Raw genomic sequence first — 15208 nt, forward strand, 5'->3', positions numbered from 1 at the left:
CTTAATGTAGCCTTAATGAAGGTTGCCTACGGACGCTTGGGCCCAATCTAAAACCAATTTTCGTTAGCCATACGGGAGACGCGATCGATGAGCGGGCCGGACGAAACGGTGCATACCCTCCGCACGTTGGTGGACCTGCTGACGCAGCGTGCCGGGCTGCGCGGCGACCGGCCGGCGTTCACCTTCTCCCGTGACGGCGACGAGCACGAAACCAGCCAGGTCAGCTACCGGCAGCTGGACCTGCGCGCCCGCCAGATCGCCGCCGACCTGCAGCGCCAGGGGGCCACCGGAGAGCGGGTGCTGGTGCTGTGCCCGCCGGGCCTGGACTTCATCGCCAGCTTCTTCGGCTGCTTGTACGCCGGTGCGATCGCGATCCCCGTGCACCCACCGATGCGCGAGCACCTTCTCCCGCGTGTCGAGTCGATCATCGCCGACGTCCAGCCTGGCTTCGCCCTCACCACCGCCGAGATCGAGCCCAGAATCAAGCCCGCCATCGACGGGCTGCCCGGCGGGCAGGCGCTGCAGTGGTCGATCACCGACTCCTACCCGCCCGGCACCGAGGCGGCCTGGGTGGCGCCGCAGATCGACGGCGACAGCATCGCGATGCTGCAGTACACCTCCGGGTCCACCAGCGCGCCCAAGGGCGTCGTGCTGACCCACGGCAACCTGGTGCACAACCTGAAGACCATTGCCGAAGCCTGGGACGCCAACACCGACATGCCGCATGTGACCGGCGTGTTCTGGCTCCCGCCGTACCACGACATGGGGCTGATCGGCGGCCTGCTCGAGACCCTGTACGTCGGGGGGCATTCGATCCTGATGCCGCCCACGGCCTTCATCAAGCGGCCGATGCGGTGGCTGGAGGCGATCTCGCGGCACCGCGCCATGATCACCGCCGCACCGAACTTCGCCTTCGACATGTGCGTGGAGCTGTCCAGCCCGCAGGAGCGCGCGGCGCTGGACCTGTCCAACTGGACGGTGGCGCTGTGCGGCGCCGAACCGGTGCGCACCGCCACCTTGGCGGGGTTCGCCGAGGCGTTCGCGCCCGCGGGTTTCCGGGCCGAGTCGTTCTATCCGGTCTACGGGCTGGCCGAGGGCACCTTGCTGGTCTCCGGCGGATCGGACTCGCCGCTGCCGGTGGTGCATAACGTCGACCGGGTCGCCCTGGGCGACAACCGGGTTGTCGGCGTCTCCGCCGACGATCCCAACGTCGCACCGCTGGTCGGCTGCGGCAAGCCGCGCGGTGGTCAGCGGGTGATCATCGTCGACCCGGAGACCCGCCGGGAATGCGCCGCCGATCGCGTCGGCGAGATCTGGGTGGCCGGGGGAAGCGTCGCCCACGGCTACTGGGGGGCCCCGGAACTGTCCGCCGAGACGTTCGCCGCCACGCTGTCCGACAGCGGTGAGGGTCCGTTCCTGCGCACCGGAGACCTGGGGTTCATCCATTCCGGCGAGCTGTTCGTCACCGGCCGCCGTAAAGACCTGATCATCATCCGGGGCACCAACCACTACCCCAACGACATCGAACTGACCGTCCAGAACACCAACCCGGCGCTGCTGCGCGGCCGCGGGGCGGTGTTCTCGATCGCCCCGGAGCCGGGCGCGGCCGAGCAACTGGTTGTGGTGCAAGAGGTGGACCCGAGCCGCTTGGGCGGGGAGCAGGCCGACGCGGCCATGCAGGTCATCCGGACCGCGGTCACCGAGAACCACTCGGTTCGCACCTACGCGGTCGTGCTGGTGCAGCCGCTGCAGCTGCCGACGACCTCCAGCGGCAAGATCCAGCGCAGCGCCTGCAAGCAGCGCTATCTCGACGGCGCGCTGCCGGTGGTGGCGGCCTGGCCCCCGGCCGCGCCCGAGCCCGCGGCCCAGCCGCCGGCGCCGGCCGCACCCGAACCCACCCCGGTGCCGGTGGCCGAGGCAGCAGCGGGCACACGCAGCGCAGCGGAGATCAGCGCCTGGCTCGTCGACCGGTTGTCGCAGGAACTCGAGCTTCCGGTCGCCGAGGTGGACCCGGCCAAGCCGTTCGCCTACTACGGCTTGGACTCCATCCACGCGGTGCGCCTGTCGACCGCCCTGGAACAGTGGCTGGGCTGCGAGCTGGCCCCGACCATCGCCTACGAATACCCGTCGATCGACATCCTGTCGGCGCACCTGGCCCGCGCCGCCGCGAAAACGCCGGCCGCCGAGCAGACCCTCCAACATCCCGAACGGCGCGCCGCCGACGAGCCGATCGCGATCGTCGGAATCGGTTGCCGGTTCCCGGGCGCCGACGGCCCCGAGGAGTTCTGGCGGCTGCTGTCCGGCGCGGTGGACGCCACCAGCGAGGTCCCGGCCGACCGCTGGGACGTCGACGCGTTCTACAGCCCCGACCCGTCGGTGCCGGGCACCGCGGTCACCCGCCGCGGCGGGTTCCTGGGTCAGGTCGACCAGTTCGACTTCCAGTTCTTCGGCATCTCGCCGCGCGAGTCGGCGCAGATGGACCCACAGCAGCGGCTGCTGCTCGAGGTGGCGTGGGAGGCCCTCGAGGACGCCGGGCAGGTGCCCGACGCCCTGGCCGGCAGCCACACCGGGGTGTTCGTCGGGATCTCCACCAACGACTACGGCTTCCTGCGGCTGGGCCAGCCCCAGCTCGTCGACGCCTACACCGGCACCGGCAACGCCCTGAGCATCGCCGCCAACCGGCTGTCCTATACCTTCGATTTCCACGGGCCGAGCCTGTCGGTCGACACCGCCTGTTCGTCGTCGCTGGTCGCCGTCGACCTGGCCTGCCGCAGCCTGCGCGACGGTGAGTGCGACATGGCGCTGGCCGCCGGTGTGAACGTGATCCTGTCGCCGGCCCTGGCGATCAACTTTTCCAAGGCCCGGGTGATGGCCCCCGACGGCCGCTGCAAGACGTTCGACGCCGACGCCGACGGCTATGTGCGCGGCGAGGGCGCCGGTGTGGTGGTGCTCAAGCCGCTGAGTAAGGCGCTGGAGGATCGCGACCCGATCTACGCGGTGATCCGGGGCAGCGCCACCAACTCCGATGGCCGCACCAACGGGCTGATCGCGCCCAGCGGCCGGGCCCAGGAGAGCGTGCTCACCGAGGCGTTCCGTCGGGCGGGCCTGCCCGCCGGTGCGGTCCAATACATCGAGGCGCACGGCACCGGGACGTCGATCGGCGACGCCATCGAGGCCAACGCGCTGGGCGCCGTGCTGGCCGAGGGCCGCCCGCAGGGCAGTCGCTGCCTGGTGGGTTCGGTCAAGACCAACATCGGCCACCTGGAGGCGGCGGCCGGCATCGCCGGCCTGATCAAAGTGGCGCTGTCGCTGCAGCATCGGGCCATCCCGGCCAGCCTGAACTACACCGAACCCAACCCGCACATCGGCTTCGACCGCCTGCCGCTGGAAGTGGTGCAGACGCTGACGCCGTGGCCGGCGGGCAGCCGCGCCGTCGCCGGGGTGAGCTCGTTCGGCTTCGGCGGCACCAACGCCCACGTGGTGCTCACCGAGGCCCCGCAGGTGCGTAGCAGCCACCCGGACCCCTATTCCGACGACGCCGCGCCGCGGCGCGCCGAGCTGCTGGCGCTGTCCGCCCGGTCCCCGGAGGCACTGACCGCGCTGGTCGGCGAGTACGAGATGGCGCTGTTTTCCGGTGGTCTGGACGGCGGACGTTTCCTGACGGACCTGTGCTACACCGCCGGTGCCCGGCGCGGCCACCATGACTACCGGCTTGCGGTGGTCGGTGACTCCCCAGCGGCGCTGTTCGAGTCGTTGTCGGCCTACCGCCTGGGTGAGTCGCGGCCGGGCCTGTCGGTCGGGCACTGCGCGCCGAGTCGGCCCGGCCCCGGCGTGACGTTCATCTTCTCCGGACAGGGCTCGCAATGGCACGGCATGGCCCAGCAGCTGCAGGCCGATGAGCCCGTCTTCGCCGACGCCCTGGCCTCCTGCGATCAGGCCCTGTTCCCGCACCTGGGGCACTCGATCCTCGAGGAGCTGGCGCGGGGTGAGGACGAATCCAGGCTCACCGACATCGGCATCCTGCAGCCCACGATCTTCGCGATTCAGGTGGCGCTGGCGGCGTTGTGGCGTTCTTGGGGCGTCGAGCCGGCCGCGGTGGTCGGCCACAGCCTCGGCGAGGTGGCGGCCGCCCACGTGGCCGGAGCACTGAGCCTGGAAGACGCCGCGCGGGTGATCTGCGCTCGCGCCCGCATGCTCCGCGGCGTGCGCGGTCGCGGGGCGATGATGGTCACCGAGACCACGATGGCCGAAGCGCAGGAGCTCATCGCCGGTCACGAGCGCGAGGTCGCCATCGCCGCCAGCAACAGCCACCGCTCGACGGTGCTTGCCGGGGAGCGCCCGGTGCTCGAAGAGCTGATGGCCAAACTGACCCAGCGGGACCGGTTCTGCCGGTGGATCGAGGTCGACGTCGCCTCGCACAGCCCGCAGATGGCGGCCCTCGCCGCCGGCCTGCGGGGCAGCCTGGTCAAGCTCAAGCCGACCGCGCCGACGGTGCCGATGTACTCGACGGTCACCGGGGAGCTGGTGGGCGCCACGCTGCTCGACGCCGACTACTGGGTGGCGAACCTGTGTTCGCCGGTGCGGTTCTCGCCGGCGCTGCGGCGGCTGCTGGAGACCGGGCACGACACGTTCGTCGAGCTCAGCCCGCACCCGATCCTGCTGACCGGGGCCCGCGAAGATGCCGAACACCTGCATCGCAGCGCCACCCTGCTGCCGTCGATGCGCCGCGACGACGACGGTTTCCGGGGCCGCTCGACCATGCTCGGCTCCCTGGGCACTCTCTACACCCTGGGACACCCGGTGGCCTGGGAGCAGGTCTACCCCGAGGGCAGCCGGTGCGTCCCGGCCCCCACCTACCCCTGGCAGCGGGTGCACTCCTGGCTGGACGCCGGGTCCATCGCCGCGCCGCGCTACAGCGGCGCCGGTGGGAACGGCTGGCGCGGGCCCATCCGGTCGGCCACCCAGAACACCGTGCTCACCGAGATCGACGTGACCACCGGGGCGCTGTCGGCCGAGCAACTCGGTGAGCTCGCCGGCCAAGCGGTCGAGCTGGCCTTCGGCCCGGGCAGCCGGTCGGTCGGTGCGCTGAACCTGTGTGCCGGTCCGGTCGAGGCACGCACCGTGCAGTTCGCCCTGACCGACGACGCGTTCGAGTGTTACGGCAGCGCCGCCGGTACCGACTGGTCCCTGCTGGCCACCGGCAGCATCGTCACCGGCCCCTCCGGCGCGCCGGCCATCACCACCGCCCCCGCGGACCCGGCCGAGCACAGCTACCGGCTGCGCTGGCGGCCGGCGTCGCTGGCGGCCGACGGGGAGGGCCGCTCCGGGGAACCTGGCAGCTGGCTGATCCTGTCCGACGGCCCGGTGGCCGACACGCTGCGCGACCACCTCGAGGCCCACGCCCAGTCCTGTGTGCTGGTGGAGCCGGTCGTCGGGCTCGCCGAGATCGAGCGGGTGAGCGCCGACAGCTACCGCATCGACCCGGGCCGTCCCGAACACTTCGGCGAGCTGCTGCGCGCGGCGTTCGGCGGTGACCGGCCGCCGTGCCGCGGCGTGCTGCACCTGTGGAACCTGCTGGCCGACACCGAGTCGCTGGAGACGGCGACGACGCTGGGGTCGCTGAGCGTGGTGCATCTGATCCAGGCGCTGACGGTGGCCGGCTGGCTGGAGTCGCCGCGGTTGTGGTGGGTGACCCGCGGGGCGCAGCCGGCCGGCTGGGACGACGGCGCCGAATCCGCCGTCGTGTCGGTCGGGCAGGCCCCGGTCTGGGGGTTGGGCCGCAGCATCGACCACGAGCACCCGGAGCTGCGCGCCACCGGAATCGATCTGTCGACCGACGGCGGCCCCGAAGAACTGCGCGGGTTGTTCAGCGAGATCTGGGCGGACAACCGTGAGACCGACGTGGCGCTGCGCGGCCACCGGCGCTACGTGGCGCGCCTGGAGCCCTACCGGGCCGGGCAGCCGGGCGAATTCGCGCTCTCCGCTGACGCCACCTACCTGGTCACCGGTGGTCTCGGCGCGGTCGGCGGCGAGGTCGCCGGCTGGCTGGTCGAGCGCGGTGCGCGCCACCTGGTCCTGATGGGCCGCAGCGCCCCGTCGGCGACGGCGGAGGCGACGCTGGACGGGCTGCGCGCGGCCGGAGCGCAGGTGACGGTCGTCCAGGGCGATGTCACCAAGGCCGACGACGTTGCTGCGGTGCTCGCCGCCATCGGCGCGTCGATGCCGCCGCTGCGCGGCGTGGTGCACGCCGCCGGCACCGTCGACGACGCGATCCTGGCGCGCCTGGACGCACCGAAGCTGCGGGAGGTGATGGCGCCCAAGGTGCAGGGCGCCTGGAACCTGCACACGCTGACCGCCGATGCGCAGTTGGACTTCTTCGTGCTGTTCTCCTCGGCCGCCTCGGTGCTGGGTTCGCCGGGGGCCGCCAACTACGGGGCCGCGAACGCCTTCCTGGACGCGCTGGCCTGGCACCGCCGCGCGGCCGGGCAGCCCGCGCTCAGCGTCAACTTCGGCCCGTGGGCGGGGTTGGGCATGTTCACCAACTCCGAACTGCACCGGCACTTCTCCCACTACGGCGTGGAAGGCATGCCGGCGCAGGACTACTTCGCAGCGCTGGCGAACCTGCTGGCCGGCTCCGGCGGGGGAGCGCCGCAGGTCATGGTGCTCGACATCGACTGGGCGCGCTGGCGTCCCAGCGCGCAGTCGCCGTTGCTGCGCGACCTGCAGGTGTCGGACGGCCCGGCCGAGGCAGCGACCGGAAGCGGTCTGTTCGAAGCGGTGCAGGCCGCCGATCCGCAGGAACGCCAGCGGCTGCTGGAGACCTACCTGCGTGATCTGGTCGCCGGCAAGCTGGGCCTGGCCCCGGCCGTCCTGGACGTGGCGGCGCCGCTGAACAGTCTCGGAGTGGACTCGCTGATCACCCTGGAGCTTCGCATCCAGGTGGAACGCGAACTCGGGGTCGTCGTTCCTGTTGCCCGGCTGTTGGATGGGCCGAGCGTGGTCAGCCTGTCGGGCTGGCTCAGTGCGCAGCTGGGCACCGGGGCGGAACGGTCTGTGGTGCCCGAAACCGTTGCCCAGCAAGACGTTCCGGCGGCGCCGGTGCAGGAGATGGAACTGCTGTCACAAGTGTCCGATCTCTCCGACGACGCCGTGGATGCACTGCTGGCGAAGATGATCGCCGACGGTGAGCACGTCAAGGACGGGGGTTAGCCCGTGACGGAGCGACCCGAGGCGCCCATCGACATCTCCACGCTGTCGCCGGAGCGCAAGCGTGAACTGCTGGCCCAGTTGCTGTTGGCCAAAGCGCAGAACGCGGCGTCCGAACACGAGCTGTCCTACGGGCAGCGGTCGATGTGGTTCGTGCACCGGCTCGCGCCCGCCAGCGCCGCCTACACCGTCGCCTACGCCGGACGCATCAGCGGGCAGCTCGACGTGCCGGCCCTAGAGCGGGCCGCCCAGGCCCTGGTGGACCGGCACCCGATGTTGCGGACCACCTACACCGAGCGGGACGGCCAGCCGGTCGGGCTGGTGCACCCGCACTGGCCGGTGCGAATCGCCACTCATCGCATCGGTGCGGACCCGGCCGAGCTCGAGCAGTGGATCCGCACGCAGACGGACCGGCCGTTCGACCTGAGCACCGGGCCCGTTCTGCGGCTGACCCTATTAGAGCGCCCCGCCGATCACGTGCTGCTGCTGACCGTGCACCACATCGCCGTCGACTTCTGGTCCATCGACATCATCCTCGACGAGCTGCGCGCGCTGTACGCGCATGAACACGGCGCCCCGGCACCTGAGCTGACCGCGGACCGATACGTCGACTACGCCGAGCAGCAGAACCGGATGTTGGCCGGGCCCGCAGGCGAACAGCTCTGGCAGTACTGGCGGGAGAAGTTCAGCGGCGAGTTGCCGACGCTGGCGTTGCCCACCGATCGGCCGCGGCCGGCCGTGCAGACCTACGCCGGTGCGCTGCACCGGTTCAGCATCGACGCCCAGGTGACCGCCGGCCTCAAACAGGCGGGGCGCAGCGTTGGCGCGACGCCCTACATGACCCTGCTGGCCGCCTACGCGGTGCTGCTGCACCGCTACAGCGGCCAGGACGACCTGATCATCGGCTCGCCGTTCGCGTGCCGCGACCGGGCCGGCCTGATGGGCATGGTCGGCTACGTCACCAACCCGCTGCCGTTGCGCGTCGATGTGCGCGACGACCCGAGTTTCGCTGCGCTGCTGGGTCAGGTCAAAGACACCGTGCTGGGCGCGATCGCGCACCAAGAGTATCCGCTGCCGCTGCTCGTCGAGCGGCTGCGGCCGGTCCGTGATGCCGGACGCACCCCGCTGTTCCAGGTGTCGTTCGCCTGGCAGCAGGTCCGGCTGTTCGAAGACGGCGCCGGTGCGGGTGATGGCGTGCTGTCGCTGGAAACTCTGCACATCGGGCAGGGCGGCTCACCGTTCGACATCACCATGCAGGTCGGCGAGCACGAGGATCGGCTTGAGGTCGCGCTGCAGTACAACACCGACCTGTTCGACGCCGCGACCATGGCGACGATGGCGCAGCGCTTCAGCCTGCTGCTGGCCGGGATCGCCGCTGACCCGAACACCAAGGTGTCGCAGCTGCCGCTGCTCACCGACGGCGAGCGCGCAAAGCTGCAGTCCTGGAACCAAACCCGGGTCGACTACCCGGATGTCCCGGCCGGTCTGCACGAGATGGTGGCCGCCGCCGCGGCGGGCACACCCGACGCCGTCGCGGTGAGCTACGACGGCCGCGAGCTCAGCTATGGCGAACTGGACCGGCGGGCCAATGGGCTGGCGCACCGGCTGCGTCAGCTCGGAGTCGGTGCCGACGCTGCCGTGGTCCCGGTGCTGCTGGAGCGTTCCGAAGACCTGGTAATCGCACTGCTCGGTGTGCTCAAGGCCGGGGGCGCCTTCCTGCCGTTGGATCCCGCCCAGCCGACCGGGCGGATGGAGGCGATGCTCGCCGACGTGCCCGATGCGCCGGTCTGCGTCACCCACCGAAAGCACCTGACCCACGTACCAACGGGTTTCACCGGTGCCCGGCTCTGCCTGGATCAGACGCCGCCCGCGGAACAGGATTCGGCCCCCGACGCCGGCTCGGCTGACCTGGCCTACCTGATGTACACCTCCGGTTCCACCGGCGCACCCAAGGGGGCGCTGAACAGCCACGCCGGCATCCGCAACCGGCTGGCCTGGATGCAGGACGCCTACCCGCTGACTGCCGACGACCGGGTGCTGCACAAGACACCGATCAACTTCGACCCGTTCGTCTGGGAGATCTTCTGGCCGCTGATCGTCGGTGCCCGGGTGGTGATCGCCAAACCCGAGGGCCACAAGGACGCCGGCTACCTGGCCCGCACCATCATCGAAGAGCGCGTCACCACAATGCATTTCGTGCCGTCGATGCTTCGCCGATTCCTAGCGGAACCCGAGGCGGCGTCCTGCACCGGCCTGCGGCAGGTGTTCTGCAGCGGTGAGGCACTCACTGCAGACCTGCGCGATGCGTTCTTCGCCGCGCTGCCCGCCGAGCTGTACAACCTCTACGGTCCGACCGAGGCCGCGATCGACGTCACCCACTTCCATTGTGAGCGCGGGGTTTCTGACCCCATCATCCCGATCGGGCGGCCGATCGCCAACATCGCGATCCACCTGCTCGACGCCGCCGGCAACCCGGTGCCGGTGGGGGTGCCCGGCGAGCTGTGCATCGGCGGTGTCGGCGTGGCCCGCGGCTACCTGAACCGGCCCGAGGCCACCGCCGCCGCATTCGGCGACGACCCGTTCAGTTCTGTTCCGGGCGCACTGCTGTACCGCACCGGCGACCTGGCCCGCTACCGTCCGGACGGCAACATCGAATACCTGGGCCGCCGCGACGACCAGGTGAAGATCAACGGTTTCCGAATCGAGCTCGGCGAGGTGGAGGCCGCGCTGGCCAAGCACCCGGAGATCGCCGAATGCGCTGTGGTAGCCCGCAAAGACGCCTCGGGCAACACGATGCTGATCGCCCATATCGTGCCGGTTGCGGCAGCGCCAGGCACCGCCGAACTGCGCCGCTTTCTGCTGGACCTGGTCCCCGCGGCAATGGTGCCCGCCGTGTTCCGCGCAGGCGACCTGCTTCCGCTGTCGCCCAGTGGCAAGGTGGATCGGCGGGCGCTGCTGGCCCTCGACGCGGAACTTGATGGCGCGCCAACGGAGTTCGTCGCCCCGCGCAACCGCACCGAAGAGGCGCTAGCTGCCATCTGGCGCGACGTGCTCGACGCGGACCGCGTCGGGGTCACCGACGACTTCTTCGCTCTCGGCGGGGCTTCCACCCAGGCCCTGGAGGTCGCGGTGCGGGCGGGCGAACTCGGTATGGAGCTGCGCCCGGAGTCGCTGTTCGTCTACGGCACCATCGCCGAGCTGGCACAGGAGTTCGGCCCGGTCCGCGATGACGCCGCCGGGGCGGCCGCGGTCGCCCCGGTTGCTCAGCAGGCGCCCGCAGCCCCGAAACCTGTTGCGGTGCCAGTGCTCAAACCGGTGCAGACCGGTCCGGCACGCAACGTCGTGATCGAAAGCCTCGGCGTGTACCTGCCGCCGCAGTCGGTCTCCACCGAGCAGGTGCTGGCCGACTGCGTCAACGAGGTGAAGATCCCGCTGGAGCGGCTCACCGGCATCAAGAACCGCCGGATGGCCGGGGTCGACGAGTTCTCGATCGACCTGGGCCGCAAGGCCATCAGCGACTGCCTGTCCCGGTCGAGCTATGCCCCCGAAGAGATCGACCTGGTTATCGCCTGCAACATCTCCCGGTGTGACGGCCCGGAGCACATGTTCACCTTCGAGCCCAGCACCGCCTCCCAGCTGCGCGACCAGCTCGGCCTGACGGGCGCCGTCTGCTTCGACATCAACAACGCCTGCGCGGGCATGTTCACCGGCGTCAGCGTGGCTCAGGACTTCCTCAAGACTCACTTGGTGCGCAACGCACTGGTGGTCAGCGGTGAGTACATCAGCCACATCACCGAAACCGCGCAGAAGGAGATCGACGGGCCGATGGACCCGCGGCTGGCCTGCCTGACCGTCGGCGATGCCGGCGCGGCGGTGGTGCTCGAACTCGGGGCAAGCGACCGCGTCGGCTTCCACGACCTCGACCTGGCCACCTACAGCGAGTTCGCCAAGCTGTGCATCGCCAAGGCCACCGACGGCCCGCACGGCGGCGCCATCATGGTCACCGACTCGGTCACCCAGACCGCGATCGCGGTGAAGCACTCGGTGCCCTACGTCGCGGCGGTGATGCAGCGGCACGGCTGGCGGCCCGAGACGGCCGATCAGCTGCTGATGCACCAGACCTCCGAGGCGTCGATCAACGACGCGATCCTGACCATCAACCGGGTCTTCGGGCCGGGCGCGGCCAGTCGGGCCAACACCATCTGCAACCTGGCCGAGCGCGGGAACACCGCCACCACGACGCATTTCGTCGCGCTGTATGACTACATCAACGCCGGCCGGATCAACTCCGGCGACAACGTGGTGCTGTCCATCACCGGATCCGGCCAGACCATCGGCACCGGGCTGTATACCTTCGACGACCTTCCCGACCGGATGCGGCGTGCCGCGGCCGGCCACTCCGGCCGCCCGGTCCGCGCCGGACGGTCCGCCGGCCGTCGGGAACTGCCGGCGACACCGCGGGTACGTATCGACGGCATCGGCATCGCTCCGGACGGCCAGGGCCCGCCGAGCTCCATCGCGTTCGCCGCCGACGCCGCCCGGGCCTGCCTGGACGACAGCGGAGTGGACTCTTCCCAGGTCGGCCTGATGATCCACACCGGCATCTACCGCGACGACTTCTTGAGCGAACCGGCGGTCGCCACCCTGGTGGCCGGCGAGGTCGGGATCAACGCCGAGCCGGAGTCCGCGGATGCGCCCAAGACCTTCGCGTTCGACATCCTCAACGGCGCAGTCGGTTTCCTCAACGGCTGCCATGTCGCCGCCGGCATGATCGGCGCCGGCCGCACCGGCCACGCCATGGTGCTGGCTTCCGAGGTGGAGAACAACACCCCGCAGAGCGGCTACCCGCGCAACGGCATCACCGAGACCGGTTCGGCGATCATGCTGAGCCCCAGCCCCGGCCGGGAAGGCTTCGGCCGGTTCGTCTTCGAACACCACCCGGAGTACCGCGGGGCGCTGGCCACCCACACCCAGGAGCGCGACGGCCGGATGTGGCTGCGGGTGGATCGCGACCCAAACCTGGCGGCGATCTATGTGAGCTGCCTGCCGTCCGCGGTCAAGCAGTTGCTGACGGCCGAGGCGCTGGATCCCGAAGACATCGCACTGGTGTTGCCCCCGTATCTGCCCGGTGCCGCTCTGGACGACCTGGCCGCGCGGATCGGGGTGGACCGGTCACGGTTCGTCGACCTGGAGACGCAGGGCCACGCCAGTGACCCGTTCACCTCGACCCTGCCCTATCAGATCGCCGACGTTCGCCGGCGGGGGCTGGTCAAGCCGGGCGATGTCGCGCTGATCATGGCCGTCGGTTCCGGCGTTGAGGTCGGCTGCACCACCTACCGGTTCTGATGCGGGCATTCGTCACCGGGGGAACCGGATTCGTCGGCTCGAACCTGGTAGCAGCGTTGCTCGATCGCGGCATCGAGGTACGGGTGCTGCGACGTGCGACCTCGCCGATGGCCGCCCTCGAAGGCCTCGACTTTCAGACCTGCATCGGTGACGTCCTCGACGGTGTCGACGCGCTGACCGAGGCGATGACCGACTGCGACTGGGTATTTCACACTGCGGCGGTGTCGGACTACTGGCGTTACCGCACCCAGACCCGGCTGTACCGCACTAACGTCGACGGCACCCGCGACATGGCGGAGGCCGCCCGGCGGGCCGGCGTCAAGCGGTTCGTCTACACCAGTTCCATTGCCGCCCTGGGCGTTCCGCGGCGCGGCCAGGAGCTGGTCGAGACAGATGAGTTCAACATCCGTCCGCGCCGATTCCCCTACGGGCACAGCAAGCATCTCGCCGAGGCGGTATTGCGCGAGGCCGTCGCGGCGGGCCTGCCCGCAGTGATCGTCAACCCGTCGGTGGTCATCGGACCGCGCGACGTCAACCGCATCGCCAGCGCGATGATCGTCGAGGCGCAACGCGGCCGGTTGCGGGTCGCCGCACCGGGCGGCACCAATTTCGTCTCGGTCGATGACGTGGTGGCCGGCCATATCGCCGCGGCCGAACGGGGCCGGATCGGTGAACGCTACATCCTGGGAGGGGAAAACCTGCTGTTCCGTGAGGCGTTCGCGATCGCCAACGAGGTCATCGGACGCCGTGGTCCCTCGATCGTGCTGCCGCGCTGGACGATACCGGTGGCGGCGGCCGGGATCAGCGTCGCCCGCGCGGTCGTGGGGCCCCGGCTGCCGATCGGCGCCCACCAGATGCGGCTGTCGAAAGCGGAGATCTACTGCGACGCCACCAAGTCCCGCACCGAACTCGGCGTACCGTTCACGCCGTTCCGCACCGCGCTGCGCAGCGGCTACCAGTGGTACCGCGACAACGGATATCTCGACGGGTGACCTGACGCGCCTCCATCGACAGCGGTTGTCAGCCGGCATGTTCCCACTCGGCGTCGTAGCCGTAGGTGCGGTGAAGTTCTTCGAGGGCGGCGTCGTAGTCGAAGTCGTCGTAGTCGAGATCTGGCGGCTGGGGATCGGGTGGCTCGTCGGCGTCGTCATCAGATCGGGCGGGCCGGTGGTAGTCGATGACGGCTTCGATGAAGTGGAACGGGTTGATCCGGGGTTGGCCGTGGTCGAGTTTGGGTGGGGGGATCCATTCGACGCGGCCGGACTCGCCGAGTCGGGTGGTCCAGCCCTGCTCGCTGGCCATCCGGTTATCCGGTGCGCATGCCAGGGCGAGGGAATCAATGTCGGTGTGGCCGTTGTCGGCCCAGTCCCGGTCCAGATGGTGTGCCTGGGTCAAATATCCCGGCACCGTGCACCCGGGTCGGGTGCAGCCGCGATCGCGCGCGTGCAGCACGATGCGCTGATCGGCTGAGGCGATCCGCTTGGTGCGGCCCAGCCACAGCGCTCGGCCCTGGCCGTCGAAGATCGTCAGATAGTTGTGGGCGTGCGATGCCATCCGCAGCAGGTCCGGAATCGGCAACAAGCTGCCGCCGGCGGTGTGGGCCTTGCCGGCGGCGGTCTGCAACTGCTCGAGGGTGGCCGAGGCGATCACCGTGACCGGCAGGCCGTTGAGCTGCCCGAGATCCCCGCACGACAGTGTCGCCCGCAAGGCGGCCAACAGCGCATCGTGCTGGCGTTGGTCGCGGGTGCGGTGATCGGCCTGGATCTGCTCCTGCGAGGGTGTGCCCGACACGCAGGGCTGCTCATCAGCGGAATTGCACATTCCGGGTGCGGCGAGTTTGGCCAGGACCGGTTCCAGGGTGGCCCGCAGCTCCGGGGTGATCGTGCCGGACAGGGTGCTCATCCCGTCGGGGCGTTGAGGCCCCAGCCGCAGGCCGCGGCGGGCCTGGCGTTGCCGGTCGTCGGGCTCGTCGCCATCCGGGTCCAGTACCGCGATCAGGTGAGCGGCCAGGCGTTGAAAGGTTTCCGGGCCGAACAAGGTGCCCAGCTGCGCCAGGTCACGCTCGGCGCGCTCCCGATCGGCCACAGTGACTCCGGCCGGGATCTTGTCCATCGCCTTACGGGCGATCGCCACCTGCTCGGGGCCGACCTGCCCGGCGGCCTGGGCCGCGGCCAGCGCCGGCAACACCGGTTCCAGGGGCTCACCGGTGATCGCGGTGCGCGGCCCCAATACGGCGGCGTCATCGATGCGCCGCCGGGCCTCTTTCGTGCTGATCCGCAACCGCTCCGACAGCGCCTTGGCCAGCGAGCACCCCGCCAACACATCCGAATGCCCCTCGGCCACCAACCGGGCCAGGATCTGGTGATCGATCACCGGCGCCTGCCACGCCAACGCTTCGCGACGGGCCAGCACCTCCACCAACTCTTCGGAGCTCAACCCATCGAACGAGCACTGCGCCAACTGGGCATGAGCCGCCTCAGCCACATCGAGACACTCCATGATGGTGTCTCGATCCGCCAGCGCATCCCTACCCATACTTCGAACACTAGTTCGACCCTCCGACAGAAAACCGGTCCGATCCAGCAACCCAGCTCTAAGAAAACCATGAGGAAAACAGCTCTCCGCGCTCGGTAGAGTCGATCCACAACCCCATCAC

Annotated in this window: 4 protein-coding genes; 3 read left to right on the forward strand and 1 reads right to left on the reverse strand. The window is 70.1% G+C overall.

Going from position 1 to position 15208, the window contains the following annotated elements:
- The first annotated feature begins 129 nt into the window (after positions 1 to 129).
- Genes A5694_RS16185 through A5694_RS16195 form a run of 3 tightly spaced genes read left to right on the forward strand, consistent with a single transcriptional unit; the run spans position 130 to position 13544 of the window.
- Positions 130 to 7209 (forward strand): type I polyketide synthase, encoded by a 7080-nt coding sequence (locus A5694_RS16185; protein ID WP_234786586.1) that lies wholly within the window; start codon positions 130 to 132, stop codon positions 7207 to 7209.
- A gap of 3 nt (positions 7210 to 7212) precedes the next feature.
- Positions 7213 to 12552, forward strand: coding sequence for a non-ribosomal peptide synthetase (locus A5694_RS16190; protein ID WP_064922975.1), 5340 nt, complete (start codon positions 7213 to 7215; stop codon positions 12550 to 12552).
- Complete coding sequence (locus A5694_RS16195) at positions 12552 to 13544, forward strand: NAD-dependent epimerase/dehydratase family protein (protein WP_064922977.1); 993 nt, start codon at positions 12552 to 12554, stop codon at positions 13542 to 13544. Before A5694_RS16190 ends, A5694_RS16195 begins: the two co-directional genes overlap by 1 nt.
- Before the next feature lie 28 nt (positions 13545 to 13572).
- Here A5694_RS16195 and A5694_RS16200 read toward each other — a convergent pair whose 3' ends face one another.
- Positions 13573 to 15087, reverse strand: coding sequence for an HNH endonuclease signature motif containing protein (locus tag A5694_RS16200; protein WP_064922979.1), 1515 nt, complete (start codon positions 15085 to 15087; stop codon positions 13573 to 13575).
- Positions 15088 to 15208 lie beyond the last annotated feature (121 nt).

The organism is Mycolicibacter sinensis (genome assembly GCF_001667945.1).
In the GTDB taxonomy this organism is placed as follows: Bacteria; Actinomycetota; Actinomycetes; order Mycobacteriales; family Mycobacteriaceae; genus Mycobacterium; species Mycobacterium sinense_B.

Excerpts from the sequence above, each read along its gene's own strand:
- A5694_RS16195 (WP_064922977.1), top strand. The coding sequence starts at position 12,552 with ATGCGGGCATTCGTCACCGGGGGAACCGGATTCGTCGGCTCGAACCTG.
- A5694_RS16200 (WP_064922979.1), bottom strand. The coding sequence starts at position 15,087 with ATGGGTAGGGATGCGCTGGCGGATCGAGACACCATCATGGAGTGTCTC.